A 21,528-nucleotide genomic window follows, 5' to 3' on the forward strand; every position below is an offset into this window, starting at 1 on the left:
ACTTCCACTATGAATGCTCTTTCAAAGGAATGGTGCGCGGGCGCTCCAGCCAGGCGCCCTGGCCGTCCGGCACGATTTCGACCACATCGACCTGAGTGGCGCTGATGGCAACAATGCGCCCATCGTTGCGCCCCAGGTAATCGCCGACTTTCAGCCGATGCACCCCGCCCGCCCCGCGCAACAGCGCAAACGACCCGGAAACATTGGAGATCGTGCCGACCATCTCGAACTGCTCGATATTGAAAACTTCGAGGTATTGCTTGACCCGGTTGGGGTCGGGTTTGACGCTGCGCGAGCCGTGTTTCTGCCCAGCCAGATCGACGCGCACCTGCCGCGAAAACGGACTGCGCAGATTGGCCGCGCTGTAAGTGAATGTCGGGTAAGACCGAAATGTCGGGGTTGGTTCAATTTTGCCCGCCGGTCGCAGGCGCACTTCGTTCATGTAGGCATCGAGGTCGCTGAAATCATCGCTGCCCCCACAACCACTGAGCGCAAACAGCGCCATCGCCAAGGCGAAATAACGAATCAGGGTCATTTCTGCAGCCCCTTGTCGTTATAGCGATACGTCTTGGCAAGAATGCTCATGCGCAGTTTCGGCCCGCTCTCAGGGCTGATCGGCGCCAGTTCGAAATCATGCAACGTCACGATTCGCGGCAGCCCGGCCACGCCGCTGACGAAGGTGGCGAGGTCGTGATAGGCGCCAGTCACGGTGATCTGGATCGGCAGTTCGATGTAGAACGGCTGGGTTACTTCCGGCAGCAGTTTGATCTCTTCGAACTCCAGCCCGCTGCCCAGACCTGTACGGGTGATGTCCTCGAGCAGACCCGGCACTTCGGTGTCACTGGGCAGTTGCCGCAGCAGCACGCCGAAAGAGTTTTCCATCTCTTTCATTTGCTGGGTGTACAGCTCCAGATTGGCCGACAGATGCGCCTTGCTGGCGAATTGCTCCTTGAGTGTGGCCTCCTCTTCGCGCTTGGCATCGAGCTGATTTTCCAGATCGCTGATGAAAAAGTTGTAGCCAAGCCCCAGGACCAGAGCCATGAGCAGGGCACCGGCAATGGCTTTTACCGCAGCCGGCCAGGAGCCGATGTTGTTGGTATCAAGATCATTGAAGTCAATGTTGCGCAGGCTCTCCAGCCACTCGGACGGCTTCATTGGTCGTCCTCCAGGGTCTTCGGCTGAGTCTGACGAACGGTCAGCTCAAACGTGTTGGCCTGATCCACTTGACCGGCGGTCGTCGCCTTCACTTCGTTAAGGCTCGGTGCATCGAACCAGTCGGAAGCGTCCAGATTGCGCATCAGCTCGGAGACACGGTTATTCGATTCCGCCGCACCGCTGATCGACAGGGTTTTGCCGCTCATCTTCACGTCGGTGAAATACACACCGTCGGGCAGCGTGCGCGCCAGTTGATCGAAAATCCGCCCGCTGATCTGCCGATTGCCCTGTAGGTCCTGGATGATGCGCATGCGCTCGACCAGCTGCTGGCGATGGGCCTTGAGCTCGCTGATCTGCTTGATTCGCTCATCGACGACGGCGATCTGCTTGCCGATGTAATCGTTGCGCGCCATCTGTCGCTGGATTGCAGAACTGTAGACCTGGTCAGCGATCAAAACCGCGCCGATCGAGCCGACCACCACGCCGATCAGCGCCAGCAGGAAGCGTTTGCGCCGCTCTTCGCGACGCTCCTCGCGCCAAGGTAGAAGGTTGATCCGCGCCATCAGTCGAAACTCCTGAGCGCGAGCCCGCAGGCGATCATCAGGGCCGGCGCATCACTCGCCAGCGCCCCAGCGTTGACCTTGCTGCTCAGGGCCATGTTGGAAAACGGATTGGCCACTTGGGTCGGTGTATTCAGGCGTTGCTCGATCAGCCGGTCCAGCCCCGGTACCGACGCCGTGCCGCCGGCGAGCAGAATGTGATCGACGGCGTTGTATTGCCCGGACGCGAAGAAAAACTGCAACGAACGCGATACCTGCTGCACCAGCGCCTCGCGAAACGGCTGCAGAACCTCGGCGACGTAATCGTCGGGCAAGCCGCCCTGCTTTTTCGCCAATCCCGCCTGCTCGATGGTCAGGCCATAACGGCGCTGGATTTCCTCGGTCAGTTGCCGGCCACCGAACAGTTGTTCGCGGGTGTAGATGATCTTGCCGTTGTGCAGGACGCTGAGGGTGGTCATGGTCGCGCCGATGTCGACAACCGCGACGGTGAGGCGCTCCTGAGAGGCCGCCAGTTGCGTCGCCAGCAAACTGAATGACCGTTCCAGCGCGTAAGCCTCGACATCGACCACGCGCGCCGTCAGCCCGGCCAGTGCCAGTGCGGCTTCGCGGACTTCGACGTTTTCCTTGCGGCAGGCGGCCAGCAACACATTGACCCGCTCCGGGTTGCGCGGCGAAACGCCTTGGACTTCGAAGTCGATGGCGACTTCGTCCAGCGGATAGGGAATGTATTGGTCGGCTTCGATCTTGAGCTGGTTTTCCAGCTCGTCGTCGGACAGTCCGGCATCCATTTCGATGATCTTGGTGATCACCGCGGAACCGGCCACCGCGACCGCCACGCTTTTCAGCCCTGTGCGAGCCTTGACCAGCACCCGACTGAGGGCCTGACCGACGCCTTCGAGCTCAGCGATGTTTTTCTCGACCACGGCGTTCGCCGGCAATGGCTCCACCGCGTACGCCTCGACCCGGTAGCGATCGCCCTGACGGCTCAGTTCCAGCAGCTTCACCGAGGTGGAGCTGATGTCGATCCCCAGTAACGTATTGGTCTTTTTATTGAAGAGTCCCAGCACTACCAATTCCCTATGACTTTCCGTGAGTTACGGACTCTGTAATACGCATTGCGTTCCTTCATCCCGTCTTGACAGAAGCGCAAATGACGCCTCCGACGGAAAAGTGCTTATAATGCCCAGCGTTTTTTTCCGCTTTTTACTGCCAGCGCGGACTGTTCTGTGTGTAGCCGGAACCCCGTCGCCAAATTCATTCTTTGCCCTGGATGTTCAAACGCCTTGATTCGTCTGCTGAAATTTTTCGGTTGGTCCATCGTCGCCGTTTTCTGCGGACTGCTTTTAGGTCTCAGCGGCGCGTTTCTTTACCTTAGTCCGGGTTTGCCGTCTGTGGAGGCGCTGAGAAGCATTCAGTTGCAGATTCCCCTGCGCGTGTACTCCAGCGATAACAAGTTGATCGCAGAGTTTGGCGAAATGCGCCGTACGCCGATCCGTTTCGCCGACATTCCCCCCAATTTCATTAATGCGTTACTAAGTGCTGAAGACGACAATTTCGCCAACCACTATGGCGTCGATCCGAGCAGCCTGATGCGCGCCGCGACCCAATTGGTAAAAAGCGGACACATTCAGTCCGGCGGCAGCACCATTACCATGCAGGTGGCGAAGAACTTCTTCCTCACCAGCGAACGCAGCTTCTCGCGCAAAACCACCGAAATTCTTCTGGCCCTGCAGATCGAACGGCAGCTGACCAAGGACGAAATCCTTGAGCTGTACGTAAACAAGATTTATCTGGGCAACCGCGCCTATGGCATTGAGGCGGCGGCGCAGGTGTATTACGGCAAGTCGATCCGTGACATCAGCCTGGCGCAGATGGCGATGATCGCTGGTCTGCCGAAAGCACCGTCGCGCTTCAACCCGCTGGCCAACCCGGCGCGCAGCAAAGAACGTCGTGACTGGATTCTCGGGCGCATGTACAAGCTCGGCAAGATCACCGAGGCGGATTACACCGCTGCGATCAACGAGCCGCTGAACGCCAGCTATCACGTGCCTACACCAGAAGTGAACGCACCGTACATCGCCGAAATGGCCCGCGCCGAAATGGTCGGTCGCTATGGCAGCGAGGCTTACACCGAAGGTTTCCGCGTCACTACCACAGTGCCGAGCAATCTGCAGGAAATGGCCAACACCGCGCTGCACGAAGGTTTGATGACCTACGATCAGCGTCACGGCTACCGTGGCCCTGAGTCGCGTCTGCCGGGCAAGACCCGTGAAGCGTGGGCCAGTGAGCTGACCAAGCAACGCACGATCAGCAGCCTCGAGCCGGCCATCGTCACGCAGGTCGACAAGAACGGCCTGCAAGTGCTGACCCGCACCGGCGAAGAGCACGTCGCCTGGGACACCATGAAATGGGCGCGTCCATTCCTCAACACCAACAGCATGGGCGCCAATCCGCGTCAGCCGTCGGATGTTGCGGCGGTCGGTGATCTGGTTCGTGTCCAGCGTCAGAAAGACAATTCACTGAAGTTCAGCCAGATCCCGCAGGCACAAGGGGCGCTGGTGTCGCTGGACCCGCAGAACGGTGCGATCCGCTCGCTGGTCGGCGGTTTTGCCTTCGAGCAGAGCAACTACAACCGCGCCATGCAGGCCAAGCGTCAGCCGGGCTCGAGCTTCAAGCCGTTCGTCTACAGCGCCGCGCTGGACAGCGGCTACACCGCCGCCACGCTGGTCAACGACGCGCCGATCGTGTTCGTCGACGAGTACCTGGACAAAGTCTGGCGTCCGAAGAACGACACCAACACCTTCCTCGGCCCAATCCGTCTGCGTGAAGCGCTCTACAAGTCGCGCAACCTGGTGTCGATCCGCTTGCTGCAGGCGATGGGCGTGGGCAAGACCATCGACTACATCACCCGCTTCGGCTTCAACAAGCAGGACCTGCCGCCAAACCTGTCGCTGGCGCTGGGCACTGCAACCCTGACGCCAATGGAGATCGCCACCGGTTGGAGCACGTTCGCCAACGGCGGCTACAAGATCACCCCGTACATCATCGACAAGATCGAAAGCCGCAACGGTGACACGCTGTTCGTCGCCAATCCGCCGACCGTGCCACAGGGTGGTTCGGCGACGGACGGTATCGCTGCGCCGGACGCTCAATTGTTCACGGTCGATGCTGCTCCGGTTCCGGGTGAAGCACCGGGCAACGCCGCCGTACCGCAAGCGCCGGCGGTGGCTGAGCGGATCGTCGATGGTCGTACCACGTACATCCTCAACAGCATGCTGCAGGACGTGATCAAGCTCGGCACCGGCCGTCGCGCATTGGCCATGGGTCGCAGCGACATCGCTGGCAAAACCGGTACCACCAACGAATCGAAAGATGCGTGGTTCTCCGGTTACAACGCCGATTACGTGACCACGGTTTGGACCGGTTTCGACCAGCCGGAAAGCCTCGGTCGTCGCGAGTTCGGCGGCACGGTGGCACTGCCGATCTGGATGAACTACATGTCGGCTGCACTGAAAGACAAGCCGCCGCATGTTCAGCCTGAGCCGGAAGGCTTGCTGAGCCTGCGCGTGGACCCGGTCAGCGGCCGTGCGGCGACGCCGAGCACACCGGGCGCGTACTTCGAGCTGTTCAAGTCGGAAGACACGCCACCGTCGGTGAACGAGCTGGGCAACGGCACGGCACCGGGCAGCCCGCTGCCGGCGGATGAGCAGGCACCGATCGATCTGTTCTGATCCAGCGGTATTGAAAAGCCCCGCCTTCGATTGAAGTGCGGGGCTTTTTTACACCTGCCAGTCTATGTGCTGACTGACCCGGCGCCTTCGCGAGCAAGCTCGCTCCCACAGGGTTCTGGGGTGTTCACTAACGTGAGGCACAACGCAATCACTGTGGGAGCGAGCTTGCTCGCGAAGAGGCCCGGCAGAGCAACACAAAACCCTCAGCCACAAAAAAGCCCCGACTCTCACGAGCCGGGGCTTTAGGTTGAAGCGCTACAACGGCTTAGCCGTTGAACACGTCATCCACGCTTTTCAGCGGGTAGTTCTTCGGATACGGCAGGGTTGCCACGCCGGTCTCGATTGCCGCTTTGGCCACAGCGTCGGAGATCAGGGTGATCAGACGCTTGTCCATTGGCTTCGGAATGATGTATTCACGGCCGAATTCCAGCGGAGCGCCACCGTAGGCGTCGCACACGTCCTGTGGCACAGGCAGCTTGGCCAGCTCACGCAGGGCGTTGGCGGCAGCCACTTTCATTTCTTCGTTGATGCGCTTGGCGCGAACGTCCAGGGCACCACGGAAGATGAACGGGAAGCCCAGTACGTTGTTGACCTGGTTCGGGTAGTCCGAACGGCCGGTGGCCATGATCACGTCGTTACGGGTGGCGTGTGCCAGCTCCGGGGAGATTTCCGGATCCGGGTTCGAGCAGGCGAACACGATCGGGTTGGCCGCCATCGACAGCAGGCCTTCAGCGCTCAGCAGGTTCGGGCCGGACAAACCGACGAACACGTCAGCGCCTGCCAGTGCGTCAGCCAGGCTGCGCTTCTCGGTGGCGTGAGCGAATACCGCTTTGTACTGGTTCAGGTCGTCACGGCCGGAGTGGATCACGCCGGTACGGTCAACCATGAAGATGTTTTCGATGCGTGCGCCCATGCTCACCAGCAGTTTCATGCAGGAGATGGCCGCAGCGCCGGCGCCCAAGCAGACGATTTTCGCTTCCGGCAGGGTTTTGCCAGCGATTTCCAGGGCGTTGATCATGCCGGCAGCGGTCACGATTGCGGTGCCGTGCTGGTCATCGTGGAATACCGGAATGTCGCACTGCTCGATCAGAGCGCGTTCGATCTCAAAGCACTCAGGTGCCTTGATGTCTTCCAGGTTGATGCCACCGAAGGTGATGGAGATACGCTTAACGGTGTCGATGAAGGCTTGCGGGCTTTCGGAGTCGACTTCGATGTCGAAAACGTCGATGCCGGCGAAGCGCTTGAACAGCACGCCTTTACCTTCCATCACTGGCTTGGACGCCAACGGGCCGAGGTTACCCAGGCCGAGAATCGCGGTGCCATCGGAAATGACTGCAACCAGGTTGCCCTTGCCGGTGTATTTGTAGGCCAGTTCAGGATCGCGAGCGATCTCACGCACTGGTTCAGCTACGCCGGGGCTGTAGGCCAGCGACAAGTCGCGAGCGGTAGCAGTGGCCTTGGTGAGCTCGACACTCAGCTTCCCTGGACGAGGATTGGCATGATATTCGAGAGCGGCAGTTTTCAGATCAGACATTTTGGCATTCCGCTTTTTACTGTTGGACAGACTGGTCAGCGAGGATACGCGCCTCGCAAAGTCCCCACAAGACTGAGCGGTCACCCCTGTCAAGCGCCCTGCCCTACGACTTTGGGCCAAGAGCCACGGCGCACAAGGGCTGGACTGTTCACAATCGACATAAAAAATGTCTACAATTTTTATTCAGCGGGCGCTTTGCAACATCGAAGGATCTGTCAGCGGAAGTAGCCAGCGTGGCTGACCCTGTTCCAAGCCACCCCGACGTGAACGATCGACAATCCAGCCGCGCGCCTCGATCTGCTTGCCCTTTAGCGCTTGCAAGCGGGCATTGTCGAATTGTCCGACCAGATTGGGTGCAACGCGCAATACAAGCGAGTCCTGCAACTCGATCCAGATTCCGCCGCGATTGCGTTGCACCTTGCTCACACGCCCACTGACCACGGCGAAGCCCGAGCGCTGGATCTGCTCCGCTTTCAGTACAGACGTTTGCCGCCAAAGCCCCCGGCGTGCCTGTCGCGCACTGCGTTCGGCAGCTTGCTGGCAGGCGACCAGATCGACATTCGGCGCCACCGCGACCTGAAAACCGAGGCCATCGGCGAGCATTTGCGCTTCGAGATTGGCGCCGCTGGCACTGTAAACATGCGCGAGCGTACGACCGTAATGGTCTTTGGCTTGCTTGCCGGGGCGCAAACCGACACGTCCGCCGCTGGCATCGACCAAGGCTTGCAGACGTTGGCGCGCCGCCACCGCGAACGGTTCGTCGCTGCGACCCTGCTTGCCCAGCTCAGGCGTATTGAGGCCGATCATGCGTACGCTGCGACCGTCGCTCAGGCGCAGGGTGTCGCCATCGACCACGCGCTGCACCGCAACGCTAGTCAACTGCGCAGGCGCCGGGCAGAAGGCCTGCGCGCCGGACAGCCAAATCGCAGACACAAAAAAGGCGCCCGCGAGGGACGCCTTTTTCAGCAACGAGGAAAAGCCCACCGGGCCCTTCAACCTTACTCTGCAGCAGGTTTCTTGCCGAAAGCACCGAAACGGTCTGCGAACTTCTGAACGCGACCACCGGTGTCCAGAGTCTTCTGCTTACCGGTGTAGAACGGGTGGCATTCGTTGCACACGTCGATTGGCATGGCTTTGCCGAAAGTCGAACGGGTTTCGAACTTGTTGCCACAGCTGCAGGTAACAGCAATGACTGGGTATTCTGGATGGATATCAGCTTTCATGGTGTATTCCTCAGGCTAGCGTGCCGCCACCCAACACTATTGTTGAATACCGCACGTAATTAGGCCGCGGATTCTACCAGACCTTTTCAATCACGCAAGCTGTCACCGAGACCGACCGTCTGCTAGGCTCCCGGCCTTGGACGCATCCCCTGTGGGAGCGAGCTTGCTCGCGAATGCGTTGTGTCAGTCAATGTTTAAGCGCCTGATACGCCGTCTTCGCGAGCAAGCTCGCTCCCACAATTGATATGCGCTCAACCCTTCTTTTGCGTTTATAGAGATCCCCCCGCGTGCCCGACGCCATTCTGCGCCTTGCCCTGCCTTCGCCCCTGCGCCGCCTGTTCGACTATCGAGCGCCGGCCGGGGTGCGGCGCGAGCAATTGCAGCCGGGCATGCGCCTGCGGGTGCCGTTCGGCCGGCGCGAAATGATCGGGATTCTGGTCGAGGTCACCGACACCAGCGAAGTGCCGGCGGAAAAACTCAAACCGGCGCTGGCCCTGCTCGATGACACGCCGCCGTTGCCGCCCGCGCTGTTCAAGCTGTGCCTGTGGACGTCGCAGTATTACCAGCACAGCCTCGGCGACACTTTGAGCTGGGCGTTGCCGGTGCTGTTGCGCCAGGGCGAACTGGCCGAGGCCCGGCAAGAGCGTTTCTGGTCGATCACCCCCGGCGCAAGCCTCGATGATCCGCGCGTCGCCCGCGCACCGCGCCAGCGTGAGGCGTTGGCGACCCTGGCCCAGCATCCGCACGGGGTCGCCCATCAATTGCTGAGCAAACTGATGCTGAGCAAGGACAGCCTCGATCTGCTCCTGGCCAAAGGTCTGGTGCAGGTCGAGATCCGCCGCCACGCGCCGGGCGTGCGCCACGAACACTGGCTGGCGCAACCGGAACTGCCGCTCAACAGCGAGCAACGCGCCGCGTACGAAGCGATCCGTGCCGGCTTCGACAGTTATCACGCGTTCTTGCTGGCCGGCGTAACCGGCAGCGGCAAGACCGAAGTCTATTTGCAGTTGATCCGCGAAACCCTCGAAGCCGGCAAGCAGGCGCTGGTGCTGATCCCCGAGATCAATCTCGGCCCGCAGACCCTGGCGCGTTTCGAACAGCGCTTCAATGCCCGCATCGCCTTGCTGCACTCGGCGGTCAATGATCGCGAGCGCCTCGACGCCTGGCTCGCCGCCCGTGATGGCGAGGCCGACATCATTATCGGCACGCGTTCGGCGCTGTTCACGCCGATGAAAAATCCCGGGCTGATCATCATCGACGAAGAGCACGACGGTTCGTATAAACAGCAGGAAGGCTTGCGCTATCACGCTCGCGATCTGGCGCTGGTGCGCGCTCGCCAGGAAAACATCCCGATCGTACTGGGGTCCGCGACGCCATCGCTGGAGAGCCTGCACAACGCTTACACCGGTCGCTACGGCCTACTGCGCCTGAACGAGCGGGCCGGCGGCGCCAAGCAGCCGCGCTTCCTGCGTCTGGACGTGAAAAGCCGTCCGCTGGACAGCGGCATTTCCGGGCCGATGCAACAAGCCATCGGTCAGACCCTGGCGGCCGGCCAGCAAGTGCTGGTGTTCCTTAACCGACGCGGTTTTGCGCCGACGCTGCTCTGCCACGATTGCGGCTGGATGTCCGAATGCTCGCGCTGCGATGCGCGGATGACCGTGCACCAGCGCTATGGCGAGTTGCGCTGTCATCACTGTGGCAACGTCGAGCGCACGCCGCGCCAGTGCCCGAAGTGCAACAAGGTCGATCTGCGCCCGGTCGGCGCGGGCACCGAGCGCGCCGAGGAACGGCTGGCGATTCTGTTTCCCGACTATCCGGTGCTGCGCGTCGACCGTGACAGTACTTCGCGCAAGGACGCGATGAATCAGCTGTTCGCGACAATTCAGAAAGGCCAGCCGTGCATTCTGGTCGGCACGCAGATGTTGGCCAAAGGTCACCACTTTCCGCGGGTGACGCTGGTGTCGATTCTGGATGCCGACGGCGGTTTGTTCTCCGGTGATTTCCGCGCCAGCGAGCGCATGGCGCAGTTGATCGTGCAGGTCGCCGGACGTGCAGGGCGTGCGGAAGAGCCGGGCAAGGTGATCATCCAGACGCACTTGGCTGACCATCCTTTATTGGTGCAACTCACCGAGCAGGGTTATTTTGCCTTTGCCGAGCAGGCCTTGAGCGAGCGTCGCGCCGCCGGGCTGCCACCGTTTGCGCATCTGGCGCTGCTGCGCGCCGAAGCGCACAAACCGGGACAGGCAGAAGGTTTTCTCGATGAGGCGTGCAGCGCGGCGGAGCGCTTGCTGGTTGAGCAGAATTTGACCGGTATCGAACTGCTTGGACCCGTGCCGGCGCCGATGGAACGCCGTGCCGGACGTTATCGTGCGCAGCTTTTGTTACAGGCGACGGCGCGGGCACCGCTGCATCGATTGCTGGCCAGTTGGCTGCTGGTGCTGGAGCAGATGCCGAGTGGGCGGGCGGTGCGCTGGTCGTTGGATGTCGATCCCGTCGATTTGTATTGAAGATCAAAAGATCGCAGCCTTCGGCAGCTCCTACAGGAAAATGCGAAATTCTGTGTAGGAGCTGCCGCAGGCTGCGATCTTTTGCTTTTAATGTCACCACATATCCACATCCTGCCTGCTAAGGTTGGCAAGCCCGTCTTCGCAACGGATAATGCCCAGTTTTTCCACCCGCGCATCGATGCGCCCGCCGCGCTTGCGGTCGAAAGAGAAGACCATGAAAGACACCATTCGCCAGCTGATCCAACAAGCCCTCACCCAACTCGTCAACGAAGGTGTGTTGCCTGAAGGCCTGTCGCCGGCGATCCAGGTGGAGAACGCCCGCGACAAGACTCACGGCGATTTCGCCAGCAACATCGCCATGATGCTGGCCAAGCCTGCGGGCATGAAGCCGCGCGATCTGGCGGAAAAAATCATCGCCGCGCTGCCGGCTGACGAGAACGTCACCAAAGCCGAAATCGCTGGCCCGGGCTTCATCAATTTTTTCCAGAACACCCAGGCTTTGGCTTCGCGCCTCGACGCCGCACTGGCCGACGCTAACGTTGGCGTGCGCAAGGCTGGCCCGGCGCAACGCACCGTGGTCGACCTGTCGGCACCGAACCTGGCCAAAGAGATGCACGTCGGCCACTTGCGCTCGACCATCATTGGCGACGGCGTGGCCCGCGTCCTCGAGTTCCTCGGCGACGAAGTGATCCGTCAGAACCACGTCGGCGACTGGGGCACCCAGTTCGGCATGTTGATGGCGTATCTGCAGGAAAACCCGATCACCAGCGACGAGCTGTCCGATCTGGAAAACTTCTACCGCGCCGCCAAGCAGCGTTTCGATGAATCCGAAGAATTCGCCGACCGCGCCCGTGGTCTGGTGGTCAAGCTGCAGGCCGGTGATGCCGAGTGCCTGGCGCTGTGGACCAAGTTCAAGGACATCTCGCTGTCGCACTGCCAGAAGATCTACGAACTGCTCAACGTCAAACTGACCATGGCCGACGTGATGGGCGAAAGCGCCTACAACGACGACCTGATCAATGTGGTCAACGACTTGAAAGCCGCTGGCATGTTGGTCGAAAGCAACGGCGCGCAGTGCGTGTTCCTCGACGAATTCAAGAATGCCGACGGCGACCCGCTGCCGGTGATCATCGTCAAGGCTGATGGCGGCTACCTGTACGCCACCACTGACCTTGCTGCTGTGCGCTACCGCAGCGGCAAGCTGAAAGCCGATCGCGCGCTGTACTTCGTCGACCAGCGTCAGGCCCTGCACTTCCAGCAAGTCTTCGCCGTGGCGCGCAAGGCCGGTTTCGTCACCCATCCGATGGAGATGGAACACATGGGCTTCGGCACCATGAACGGCGCCGATGGCCGTCCGTTCAAGACCCGTGACGGTGGCACCGTGAAGCTGATCGACCTGCTGACCGAGGCGCAGGAACGCGCTTACAGCCTGGTGAAAGAGAAGAACCCGACACTGGCCGAAGACGAACTGCGCAACATCGCCAAAGTCGTCGGCATCGGCGCGGTGAAATACGCTGACCTGTCCAAGCACCGCACCAGCGACTACAGCTTCAACTTCGACCTGATGCTGAATTTCGAAGGCAACACCGCGCCGTACCTGCTGTATGCGTACACCCGCGTTGCCGGTGTATTCCGCAAACTGGGCAAGGACTTCAGCGAAGTCGACGGCCAGATCGTGCTGGAAGCTGCGCACGAGCAAGAGCTGGCAGCAAAACTGGCGCAGTTCGGCGAAGTGCTGAACAACGTGTCAGACAAAGGCACGCCGCACATTCTCTGCACCTACCTGTACGACGTTGCCGGTCTGTTCTCCAGCTTCTACGAGAACTGCCCGATCCTCGCCGCCGAAACGCCAGCCCAGATGCAGAGCCGTCTGCGTCTGGCCGCGCTGACCGGTCGCACCCTCAAGCAAGGCCTGGAGCTGTTGGGTCTGGAAACTCTGGAGCGTATGTAAGTTGGCTGCCAAGAAAAAACCTGCACCCAAGCGTGGCGCCAGCCGTTACCAAGCTCCTGCGAAGCAACCGATTCCGGGTTGGCTGTGGATGGCCATCGGCCTGACGGTCGGCGCGTTCATCGTGTTTCTGATGAAGCTGGAGCCGGGCAAGGGCAGCGACACGGTCAAGCGTGAGAAGGTCGAGCAAGCGCAACAGCAGAAAGCGTCGAAGATCGCCGAGGCCAACAAGACCCCGCCGAGCCCGACCCAGCCTGTGAAGCCGAAGTACGACTTCTACACCCTGCTGCCGGAATCGGAAGTGATCGTGCCGCCGGACGCTGTGCCGGAGAAGACTCTGCCGACGCCGCAAGTGCCAACCGTCCCGACCACGCCGGTCACGCCTGCGGAAGCGGCGAAGATCGACACCGCGCGCGCTCAGGCAGCCCTGGCCGGGATCACCCCACCGCCAGCGCCACCCGTGAGCAAAGCGGCGCCGGTGACCAAGTTTTTCTTGCAGGCCGGTTCGTTCCGCAAAGAGACGGATGCTGACAAGGTTCGCGCGCAGATCATTCTGCTCGGTCAGGCGGTGGCGGTTGAGTCCGGCACGGTGAAGGATGAAACCTGGTATCGCGTTCTGGTCGGCCCGTTCAGCAACCGCGAACAACTGACCACCGCGCAGAAACAACTGGCCGGCGCCGGTTTCAGCAACCTGTTGTTACAACAACGCCAAAGCCGCTGATCACCGCCGATCGTTCCCACGCTCTGCGTGGGAATGCCTCAAGGGACGCTCTGCGTCCCAGCAGTGAAGGGACGCGGAGCGTCCCGGGCTGCATTCCCACGCAGAGCGTGGGAATGATCAGGTGCAACACGCCGCTCGTCTCCTCTCCCGCGCTACGGTTGAAATCCTCTCCAGCACCCCCATATGAATGGGCATAAGGCACTTTCGCCCCGCTGTGTGGAGACTCTTCCCTTGACCACCATCGTTTCAGTCCGCCGTCACGGCAAAGTCGTCATGGGCGGCGACGGCCAGGTTTCTCTCGGCAATACCGTGATGAAAGGCAACGCGAAAAAAGTTCGTCGCCTGTACCACGGTCAGGTCATCGCCGGTTTTGCCGGTGCCACCGCCGACGCCTTTACCCTCTTCGAACGTTTCGAAGGCCAGCTTGAAAAACATCAGGGCCACTTGGTGCGCGCCGCCGTCGAACTCGCCAAAGAATGGCGCACCGACCGTTCCCTGAGCCGCCTCGAAGCCATGCTCGCAGTCGCCAACAAAGATGCCTCGCTGATCATCACCGGCAACGGTGACGTGGTCGAACCTGAAGATGGCCTGATCGCCATGGGTTCCGGCGGCGGCTACGCGCAAGCCGCGGCCAGCGCGCTGCTGAAAAAGACCGACCTGTCGGCCCGAGAGATCGTCGAAACCGCACTCGGCATCGCCGGCGACATCTGTGTATTCACCAACCACACTCAGACCATTGAGGAGCAGGATCTCGCTGAATAAGCCTGACGCGGCCCTGTGCCACGGCTTGTTTCTGCTTGAGGACCGTCAACTACTATGTCCATGACTCCCCGCGAAATCGTCCACGAACTCAACCGCCACATCATCGGCCAGGACGATGCCAAGCGCGCCGTCGCGATTGCCCTGCGCAACCGCTGGCGCCGCATGCAGCTGCCTGAAGAGCTGCGCGTTGAAGTGACCCCGAAGAACATCCTGATGATCGGCCCGACCGGTGTCGGTAAAACCGAGATCGCCCGTCGTCTGGCGAAACTGGCCAACGCGCCGTTCATCAAGGTCGAAGCGACCAAATTCACCGAAGTCGGTTATGTCGGTCGTGACGTCGAATCGATCATCCGTGATCTCGCCGACGCCGCGATCAAGATGCTCCGCGAGCAGGAAATGTCCCGCGTGCGCCATCGCGCCGAAGACGCCGCCGAGGATCGCATCCTCGACGCGCTGCTGCCGCCGGCACGCATGGGCTTCAGCAACGAGGAAGCGCCGAGCTCCGATTCCAACACCCGTCAGCTGTTCCGCAAGCGCCTGCGCGAAGGTCAGCTGGATGACAAGGAAATCGAGATCGAAGTCGCTGAAGTGGCCGGCATCGAAATCGCCACGCCGCCCGGCATGGAAGAGATGACCAACCAGTTGCAGTCGCTGTTCGCCAACATGGGCAAGGGCAAGAAGAAGTCGCGCAAGCTCAAGGTCAAAGAAGCGTTGAAGCTGGTGCGTGATGAAGAAGCCGGGCGTCTGGTCAATGAAGAAGAGCTGAAAGCCAAAGCGCTGGAAGCGGTCGAGCAGCATGGCATCGTGTTCATCGATGAGATCGACAAAGTCGCCAAGCGCGGCAATGTCGGCGGCGCCGATGTGTCCCGTGAAGGCGTACAGCGCGACCTGCTGCCGCTGATCGAAGGCTGCACCGTCAACACCAAGCTGGGCATGGTCAAGACTGACCACATCCTGTTCATCGCCTCCGGTGCGTTCCATCTGAGCAAGCCAAGCGATCTGGTGCCTGAGCTGCAAGGTCGTCTGCCGATCCGTGTCGAACTCAAAGCGCTGAGCCCGTCGGACTTCGAACGCATCCTCAGCGAGCCGCACGCCTCGCTCACCGAGCAATACTGCGCACTGCTGAAGACCGAGGGCCTGAACATCCAGTTCCAGCCCGAAGGTATCAAGCGTCTGGCGGAGATCGCCTGGCAGGTCAACGAGAAAACCGAGAACATCGGTGCCCGTCGCCTGCACACGCTGCTTGAGCGTCTGCTCGAAGAGGTGTCGTTCAGCGCGGGCGATCTGGCCAGCACCCACGATGAGAAGCCGATTCTGATCGACGCGGAATACGTCAACAGCCACCTCGGCGAATTGGCGCAGAACGAAGACCTGTCCCGTTATATCCTGTAGGTCACCTTCCCTGTAGGAGCTGCCGCAGGCTGCGATCTTTTGATTTTGATTTTTAACAGACAAGATCAACAGATCGCAGCCTTCGGCAGCTCCTACAGGGTGTTCCTCTAGTCGGATGACCTGCAATGACTACTATCCCTACCGACATCAAGCTGCACAAAGCCTCGAAAACCCTGACGCTTACCTACGCGTCCGGCGAGGAATACACCCTGCCCGCCGAATTCCTGCGCGTGCATTCGCCCTCCGCCGAGGTCCAGGGCCACGGCAAACCGATCCTGCAATTCGGCAAGATCAACGTCGGTCTGAGCAAACTGGAACCGGCCGGTCACTACGCACTGAAACTGACCTTCGACGACGGTCACGACAGCGGCTTGTTCACTTGGGATTATCTCTACGAGCTGGGGCGACGTCATGACGCACTCTGGGCCGATTATCTGGCCGAGCTCAAAGCCGCCGGAAAAACCCGTGACCCGAACGAGTCCATCGTCAAGCTGATGCTCTAGCCCGAGCCTTGCGCTCATTAGAAGGCATTTTCTAAATTCATCTGTTTGAATGCTCCGCTGTGTGGCCGAGGATCGGCCTGCTTGCGAAAAAAATTAAACTCGGGTAACCAATGGAGCTGGCAAGTTCCCTGCAGTGCTCTACGACTGTAAAGCAGCTATGCAGAATTAACGGTCACCCGAGCAGTAGTACCTGGCATTGGCTGTGGAACTGCACAGCAGAAAACCGGGTACTCGTCTCAGGACAATGGAGCGTCGTAGATGAGTAACAAGAATAACGATGACCTGAAGTACCAAGCCTCGGAAAACACCCTGGGGCTTAATCCCGTCGTTGGGCTACGCGGAAAGGATCTGCTGGCCTCTGCTCGTATGGTGCTGAAACAGGCCATCAAACAACCGATCCATAGCGTCAAGCACGTCACCCATTTCGGCCTCGAACTGAAGAACGTGCTGTTTGGCAAATCCGAACTGCAACCGGCTGGCGATGACCGTCGCTTCGCTGATCCGGCGTGGAGCCAGAACCCGCTCTACAAACGTTATCTGCAAACCTATCTGGCGTGGCGCAAGGAACTCCATTCCTGGATCGATGACAGCAGCCTGTCCCCCAAAGACATCGCGCGCGGCCACTTCGTCATCAACCTGATGACCGAAGCCATGGCCCCGACCAACTCGGCGGCCAACCCCGCAGCGGTCAAACGCTTCTTCGAAACCGGCGGCAAAAGCCTGCTCGATGGCCTCTCGCATCTGGCCAAGGATCTGGTGCACAACGGCGGCATGCCGAGCCAGGTCAACATGGGCGCGTTCGAAGTCGGCAAGAGCCTCGGTGTCACCGAAGGCGCAGTGGTGTTCCGCAACGACGTGCTGGAGCTGATCCAGTACAAGCCGATCACTGAGCAAGTCCACGAGCGCCCGTTGCTGGTGGTGCCGCCGCAGATCAACAAGTTCTACGTATTCGATTTGAGCCCGGACAAGAGTCTGGCGCGCTTCTGTCTGCGCAATAACGTGCCGACGTTCATCATCAGTTGGCGCAACCCGACCAAGGCCCAGCGCGAGTGGGGCCTGTCGACCTACATCGACGCACTGAAAGAAGCGGTCGACGTGGTCACCGCGATCACTGGCAGCAAAGACGTCAACATGCTTGGTGCCTGCTCCGGCGGTATCACCTGCACCGCCCTGCTCGGCCACTATGCGGCGATCGGCGAGAAGAAGGTCAATGCCCTCACGCTGCTGGTCAGCGTGCTCGACACCACGCTGGACAGCGACGTCGCCCTGTTCGTCGACGAGCAGACTCTGGAGACCGCCAAGCGTCACTCGTACCAGGCCGGCGTGCTCGAAGGCAAAGACATGGCCAAGGTCTTCGCGTGGATGCGCCCCAACGACCTGATCTGGAACTACTGGGTCAACAACTACCTGCTCGGCAACGAGCCGCCGGTGTTCGACATCCTGTTCTGGAACAACGACACCACCCGGTTGCCCGCTGCGTTCCACGGCGACCTGATCGAGATGTTCAAAAACAACCCACTGATTCGCCCGAATGCACTGGAAGTGTGCGGCACACCGATCGACCTCAAGCAGGTCACGGCCGACATCTTCTCGCTGGCCGGCACCAACGACCACATCACCCCGTGGAAGTCCTGCTACAAGTCGGCGCAGCTGTTTGGCGGCAAGGTCGAATTCGTGCTGTCGAGCAGCGGGCATATCCAGAGCATTCTCAACCCACCGGGCAACCCGAAATCCCGTTACATGACCAGCGAAGAAATAGCGGCCAACGCCGATGACTGGCAAGAAAACTCGACCAAGCACACCGATTCCTGGTGGCTGTACTGGCAGTCGTGGCTGGCCGAGCGCTCGGGCAACCTGAAAAAGGCCCCGGTGAAACTGGGCAACAAGGCGTATCCGGCGGGTGAAGCCTCGCCGGGCACGTACGTTCACGAGCGGTAACTGACACACCCGGCCCAATGTAGGAGCTGCCGCGGGCTGCGATCTTTTGATTCTGTTTTTACAATCAAGATCAACAGATCGCAGCCTTCGGCAGCTCCTACACAGGGGGCGGGGTGTACTTGAAATCCACAGGGCCTGACGCATGCCGCAACCGTTCATATTCCGTACCGTCGATCTGGATGGCCAGACCATCCGCACCGCGGTGCGTCCCGGCAAGCCTCACTTGACGCCCTTGCTGATTTTCAACGGCATCGGCGCCAACCTCGAGCTGGTGTTTCCGTTTGTCGCGGCGCTGGACCCGGATCTGGAAGTGATCGCTTTCGACGTGCCCGGTGTCGGCGGCTCCTCGACGCCGAACCGGCCATATCGCTTTCCTGGTCTGGCCAAGCTCACCGCACGGATGCTCGATTACCTCGATTACGGTCAGGTCAACGTCATCGGCGTGTCGTGGGGCGGCGCCCTCGCGCAGCAGTTCGCCTACGACTACCCCGAGCGCTGCAAGAAACTCGTGCTGGCGGCGACCGCTGCTGGTGCAGTGATGGTGCCGGGCAAACCGAAAGTGCTGTGGATGATGGCCAGTCCACGGCGCTACATTCAGCCCTCGCACGTAATCCGGATCGCGCCGCTGATCTACGGCGGCTCGTTCCGTCGCGACCCGACCCTGGCGGCCAGCCACGCGGCAAAAGTGCGTTCGGCGGGCAAGCTCGGTTACTACTGGCAACTGTTCGCCGGCCTCGGCTGGACGAGTATTCACTGGCTGCACAAGATCCATCAGCCGACGCTGGTGCTGGCCGGTGACGACGATCCGCTGATCCCGCTGATCAACATGCGCATGCTCGCCTGGCGCATTCCCAATGCGCAGTTGCACATCATCGACGACGGTCATCTGTTCCTGATTACCCGCGCCGAAGCCGTGGCGCCGATCATCATGAAATTCCTCCAGGAGGAACGTCAGCGCGCGGTGATGCATCCGCATCCGACACCGCTCGGCGGTTAACCCCAGCGGCAGGCTTTATGCAGGTCTTTAGCAAAGAGTGCGCGGCAGGACGCCGCGCAGGCAGCAACCCACAACAGCGTCTATGGTGTTCTGGTTCGGTGAGTGTGTTTTTGGCCTGAAGACGAAGGAGTGTTGAGTCATGCGCGACAAACCAGCGACGGGCGTAGTGCCCAGCCCCGCCGTGTTCATCAACGCACAAAGTGCGATCACCGGTCTGCGTGGGCGGGATTTGATTTCGACTTTGCGCAGCGTGGCCGCTCACGGTTTGCGCAACCCGATCCACAGCGCGAAACACGCTTTGAAACTCGGCGGCCAATTAGGCCGCGTCTTGCTTGGCGAAACCCTGCACCCGACCAATCCGAACGACAACCGCTTCGCCGACCCGGCGTGGAGCCTCAATCCGTTTTATCGCCGTAGCCTGCAGGCTTACCTGGCCTGGCAAAAGCAGGTCAAAAGCTGGATCGATGACAGCGACATGAACCCGGAAGACCGCGCCCGGGCGCACTTCGCGTTCACCCTGCTCAACGACGCCGTGGCGCCCTCCAACACCCTGCTCAATCCGCTGGCGGTCAAAGAGCTGTTCAACTCCGGCGGCCACAGTCTGGTGCGCGGCCTCAGCCATTTGTTCGATGATCTGCTGCACAACGACGGCCTGCCCCGGCAGGTGACCAAGCAGGCTTTTGAAGTCGGCAAAACCGTGGCGACCACCACCGGTTCAGTGGTGTTTCGCAACGAAATGCTCGAGCTGATCCAATACAAGCCGATGAGCGAAAAGCAGTACGCCAAGCCGCTGCTGGTGGTGCCGCCGCAAATCAACAAGTACTACATTTTCGACCTGAGCCCGCACAACAGCTTCGTCCAGTACGCGCTGAAAAACGGCTTGCAGACTTTCATGATCAGTTGGCGCAACCCCGATGTGCGCCATCGCGAATGGGGCCTGTCGACCTACGTCGAAGCCGTGGAAGAAGCGATGAACATCTGCCGGGCGATCACCGGCGCCCGCGAGGTCAACCTGATGGGCGCGTGCGCTGGCGGGCTGACCATCGCCGCCCTGCAAGGTCACTTGCAGGCCAAACGACAACTGCGGCGGGTCTCCAGCGCGACCTACCTGGTCAGCTTGCTCGACAGTGAAATCGAAACCTCAGCCACGCTGTTTGCCGACGAACAAACCCTTGAAGCGGCCAAACGTCGCTCCTATCAGAAAGGCGTGCTCGATGGCCGCGACATGGCCAAGGTCTTCGCTTGGATGCGTCCCAACGATTTGATCTGGAGTTACTTCGTCAACAATTACTTGCTAGGCAAAGAGCCGCCGGCCTTCGACATCCTCTACTGGAACAACGACAACACGCGCCTGCCCGCTGCGCTCCACGGCGATTTGCTGGACTTCTTCAAGCACAACCCGCTGACCCATCCGGGTGGGCTGGAAGTGTGCGGCACACCAATCGATCTGCAGAAAGTCACCGTCGACAGCTTCAGCGTCGCTGGCATGAACGATCACATCACGCCATGGGATGCGGTGTATCGCTCGACCCTGCTGCTCGGCGGTGACCGACGCTTCGTGCTGTCCAACAGCGGCCACGTGCAGAGCATTCTCAACCCGCCGAGCAACCCGAAAGCCGCGTACGTCGAGAACGCCAAGATGAGCAGCGACCCGCGTGCCTGGTACTACGACGCCAAACATGTCGACGGCAGTTGGTGGCCGCAGTGGCTCGAATGGATTCAACAACGTTCCGGCGCCCAGCACGAAACCTCGTTCACCCTCGGCAACCCGAACTATCCACCGATGGAGGCAGCACCCGGTACTTACGTGCGTGTGCGCTGACGCTTAACCGAACTTTTCTAAGAAGACTGGATGAAAACCCGCGACCGGATTCTCGAATGTGCTTTGCAACTGTTCAACGAAAAGGGCGAACCGAACGTCTCCACCATGGAGGTGGCCAACGAAATGGGGATCAGCCCGGGCAATCTCTACTACCACTTCCACGGCAAGGAGCCGTTGATTCTCGGGTTGTTCGAACGCTTTCAGAATGAACTGGCGCCACTGCTCGATCCACCGTCGGATGTGGAACTGGCGCCGGAGGATTACTGGCTGTTTCTGCATTTGATTGTCGAGCGGTTGGCGCAGTACCGGTTCCTGTTTCAAGACCTGTCGAACCTGGCCGGGCGGTTGCCGAAACTGGCCAAGGGCATTCGCAATCTGCTCAATGCGCTGAAGCGTACGTTGGCTTCGTTGCTGGCACGGTTGAAGGCGGCGGGGCAGTTGGTCAGTGATACCCAGGCGTTGGGGCAGTTGGTGGAACAGATCACCATGACGCTGCTGTTCTCGCTGGATTATCAGCGGATTCTGGATCGCGAAGGGGAAGTTCGATTAGTCGTCTACCAGATCATGATGTTGGTAGCGCCGCATTTGCAGCCGCCGGTTAAGGTCGCCACCGAACGCATGGCCCTGCAATACCTCGAAGACCACGAGTAACCCGGAATCAAAAGATCGCAGCCTTCGGCGGCTCCTACAGGGGGAATGTGTACCTCTGTAGGAGCTGCCGAAGGCTGCGATCTT

Annotated in this window: 19 protein-coding genes; 11 read left to right on the forward strand and 8 right to left on the reverse strand. The window is 60.4% G+C overall.

All coding sequences use genetic code 11. From position 1 onward, the window contains the following. Positions 1-7 precede the first annotated feature (7 nt). Genes EJA71_RS13305 through EJA71_RS13320 form a run of 4 tightly spaced genes read right to left on the reverse strand, consistent with a single transcriptional unit; the run spans position 8 to position 2,782 of the window. Positions 8-535 (reverse strand): pilus assembly protein PilP, encoded by a 528-nt coding sequence (locus EJA71_RS13305; protein WP_158957529.1) that lies wholly within the window; start codon positions 533-535, stop codon positions 8-10. Further along, a complete protein-coding gene (gene pilO / locus EJA71_RS13310) occupies positions 532-1,155 on the reverse strand; it encodes a type 4a pilus biogenesis protein PilO (protein WP_158957531.1) in 624 nt (207 codons plus the stop codon). Before pilO ends, EJA71_RS13305 begins: the two co-directional genes overlap by 4 nt. Next, on the reverse strand, positions 1,152-1,718 hold the full coding sequence (locus EJA71_RS13315) for a PilN domain-containing protein (protein ID WP_158957533.1): 567 nt from the start codon (positions 1,716-1,718) through the stop codon (positions 1,152-1,154). The genes pilO and EJA71_RS13315 overlap by 4 nt, the downstream gene beginning before the upstream one ends. After that, the gene (locus EJA71_RS13320) at positions 1,718-2,782 is read right to left on the reverse strand and encodes a pilus assembly protein PilM (RefSeq protein ID WP_158957535.1); all 1,065 of its coding nucleotides are present in this window, start codon (positions 2,780-2,782) and stop codon (positions 1,718-1,720) included. The genes EJA71_RS13315 and EJA71_RS13320 overlap by 1 nt, the downstream gene beginning before the upstream one ends. Before the next feature lie 216 nt (positions 2,783-2,998). Between EJA71_RS13320 and EJA71_RS13325 the strand changes: the two genes are divergently transcribed. Further along, the gene (locus tag EJA71_RS13325) at positions 2,999-5,446 is read left to right on the forward strand and encodes a penicillin-binding protein 1A (RefSeq protein WP_158957537.1); all 2,448 of its coding nucleotides are present in this window, start codon (positions 2,999-3,001) and stop codon (positions 5,444-5,446) included. Positions 5,447-5,711: 265 nt separating this feature from the next. Here the strand turns inward: EJA71_RS13325 and EJA71_RS13330 are convergent, their stop codons facing one another. From EJA71_RS13330 to rpmE, 3 genes are all read right to left on the reverse strand, one after another. Beyond that, positions 5,712-6,980: a malic enzyme-like NAD(P)-binding protein gene (locus EJA71_RS13330; protein WP_158957539.1), complete on the reverse strand. Its 1,269-nt coding sequence runs from the start codon at positions 6,978-6,980 to the stop codon at positions 5,712-5,714. Between the two features lie 183 nt (positions 6,981-7,163). Then, positions 7,164-7,964 carry a thermonuclease family protein gene (locus EJA71_RS13335; RefSeq protein WP_158957541.1) on the reverse strand — a complete coding sequence of 267 codons (801 nt, stop codon included), beginning with the start codon at positions 7,962-7,964 and terminating at the stop codon, positions 7,164-7,166. Positions 7,965-7,978: 14 nt separating this feature from the next. Then, positions 7,979-8,203 carry a 50S ribosomal protein L31 gene (gene rpmE, locus EJA71_RS13340; protein WP_158957543.1) on the reverse strand — a complete coding sequence of 75 codons (225 nt, stop codon included), beginning with the start codon at positions 8,201-8,203 and terminating at the stop codon, positions 7,979-7,981. Between the two features lie 287 nt (positions 8,204-8,490). Here rpmE and EJA71_RS13345 point away from each other — a divergent pair, with 287 nt between their 5' ends. After that, positions 8,491-10,710: a primosomal protein N' gene (locus tag EJA71_RS13345; RefSeq protein WP_158957545.1), complete on the forward strand. Its 2,220-nt coding sequence runs from the start codon at positions 8,491-8,493 to the stop codon at positions 10,708-10,710. 93 nt (positions 10,711-10,803) lie between these two features. On the opposite strand, the gene EJA71_RS27575 is transcribed toward EJA71_RS13345, so the two are convergent. Then, a complete protein-coding gene (locus tag EJA71_RS27575) occupies positions 10,804-10,926 on the reverse strand; it encodes a hypothetical protein (RefSeq protein WP_016772057.1) in 123 nt (40 codons plus the stop codon). Between EJA71_RS27575 and argS the strand changes: the two genes are divergently transcribed. From argS to EJA71_RS13390, 9 genes are all read left to right on the forward strand, one after another. Then, positions 10,925-12,661: an arginine--tRNA ligase gene (argS, locus tag EJA71_RS13350; RefSeq protein WP_158957547.1), complete on the forward strand. Its 1,737-nt coding sequence runs from the start codon at positions 10,925-10,927 to the stop codon at positions 12,659-12,661. The genes EJA71_RS27575 and argS overlap by 2 nt on opposite strands. A gap of 1 nt (position 12,662) precedes the next feature. Next, positions 12,663-13,379: an SPOR domain-containing protein gene (locus EJA71_RS13355; RefSeq protein WP_158957549.1), complete on the forward strand. Its 717-nt coding sequence runs from the start codon at positions 12,663-12,665 to the stop codon at positions 13,377-13,379. A gap of 231 nt (positions 13,380-13,610) precedes the next feature. Beyond that, positions 13,611-14,141 (forward strand): ATP-dependent protease subunit HslV, encoded by a 531-nt coding sequence (gene hslV / locus EJA71_RS13360; protein ID WP_016984593.1) that lies wholly within the window; start codon positions 13,611-13,613, stop codon positions 14,139-14,141. 54 nt (positions 14,142-14,195) lie between these two features. Then, complete coding sequence (gene hslU, locus EJA71_RS13365) at positions 14,196-15,533, forward strand: ATP-dependent protease ATPase subunit HslU (protein ID WP_158957551.1); 1,338 nt, start codon at positions 14,196-14,198, stop codon at positions 15,531-15,533. A gap of 125 nt (positions 15,534-15,658) precedes the next feature. Next, the gene (locus EJA71_RS13370) at positions 15,659-16,036 is read left to right on the forward strand and encodes a gamma-butyrobetaine hydroxylase-like domain-containing protein (protein WP_158957553.1); all 378 of its coding nucleotides are present in this window, start codon (positions 15,659-15,661) and stop codon (positions 16,034-16,036) included. A gap of 258 nt (positions 16,037-16,294) precedes the next feature. Next, positions 16,295-17,974 (forward strand): class II poly(R)-hydroxyalkanoic acid synthase, encoded by a 1,680-nt coding sequence (phaC, locus tag EJA71_RS13375; protein ID WP_158957555.1) that lies wholly within the window; start codon positions 16,295-16,297, stop codon positions 17,972-17,974. 142 nt (positions 17,975-18,116) lie between these two features. Further along, entirely contained in the window at positions 18,117-18,971 is an 855-nt protein-coding gene (gene phaZ / locus EJA71_RS13380; protein WP_008080635.1) for a poly(3-hydroxyalkanoate) depolymerase, read from the forward strand. 139 nt (positions 18,972-19,110) lie between these two features. Beyond that, positions 19,111-20,793, forward strand: coding sequence for a class II poly(R)-hydroxyalkanoic acid synthase (gene phaC / locus EJA71_RS13385; RefSeq protein WP_158957557.1), 1,683 nt, complete (start codon positions 19,111-19,113; stop codon positions 20,791-20,793). 30 nt (positions 20,794-20,823) lie between these two features. Further along, entirely contained in the window at positions 20,824-21,444 is a 621-nt protein-coding gene (locus EJA71_RS13390; protein WP_158957559.1) for a TetR/AcrR family transcriptional regulator, read from the forward strand. The last annotated feature ends 84 nt before the right edge of the window (positions 21,445-21,528 follow it).

Origin of the sequence: Pseudomonas sp. PB106 (assembly GCF_009764645.1) — a bacterium.
Lineage (GTDB): Bacteria > Pseudomonadota > Gammaproteobacteria > Pseudomonadales > Pseudomonadaceae > Aquipseudomonas.

Excerpts from the sequence above, each read along its gene's own strand:
- EJA71_RS13305 (WP_158957529.1), bottom strand. The coding sequence starts at position 535 with ATGACCCTGATTCGTTATTTCGCCTTGGCGATGGCGCTGTTTGCGCTC.
- pilO (WP_158957531.1), bottom strand. The coding sequence starts at position 1,155 with ATGAAGCCGTCCGAGTGGCTGGAGAGCCTGCGCAACATTGACTTCAAT.
- EJA71_RS13315 (WP_158957533.1), bottom strand. The coding sequence starts at position 1,718 with ATGGCGCGGATCAACCTTCTACCTTGGCGCGAGGAGCGTCGCGAAGAG.
- EJA71_RS13330 (WP_158957539.1), bottom strand. The coding sequence starts at position 6,980 with ATGTCTGATCTGAAAACTGCCGCTCTCGAATATCATGCCAATCCTCGT.
- rpmE (WP_158957543.1), bottom strand. The coding sequence starts at position 8,203 with ATGAAAGCTGATATCCATCCAGAATACCCAGTCATTGCTGTTACCTGC.
- argS (WP_158957547.1), top strand. The coding sequence starts at position 10,925 with ATGAAAGACACCATTCGCCAGCTGATCCAACAAGCCCTCACCCAACTC.
- EJA71_RS27575 (WP_016772057.1), bottom strand. The coding sequence starts at position 10,926 with ATGGTCTTCTCTTTCGACCGCAAGCGCGGCGGGCGCATCGATGCGCGG.
- hslU (WP_158957551.1), top strand. The coding sequence starts at position 14,196 with ATGTCCATGACTCCCCGCGAAATCGTCCACGAACTCAACCGCCACATC.
- EJA71_RS13370 (WP_158957553.1), top strand. The coding sequence starts at position 15,659 with ATGACTACTATCCCTACCGACATCAAGCTGCACAAAGCCTCGAAAACC.
- phaC (WP_158957555.1), top strand. The coding sequence starts at position 16,295 with ATGAGTAACAAGAATAACGATGACCTGAAGTACCAAGCCTCGGAAAAC.
- phaZ (WP_008080635.1), top strand. The coding sequence starts at position 18,117 with ATGCCGCAACCGTTCATATTCCGTACCGTCGATCTGGATGGCCAGACC.
- phaC (WP_158957557.1), top strand. The coding sequence starts at position 19,111 with ATGCGCGACAAACCAGCGACGGGCGTAGTGCCCAGCCCCGCCGTGTTC.
- EJA71_RS13390 (WP_158957559.1), top strand. The coding sequence starts at position 20,824 with ATGAAAACCCGCGACCGGATTCTCGAATGTGCTTTGCAACTGTTCAAC.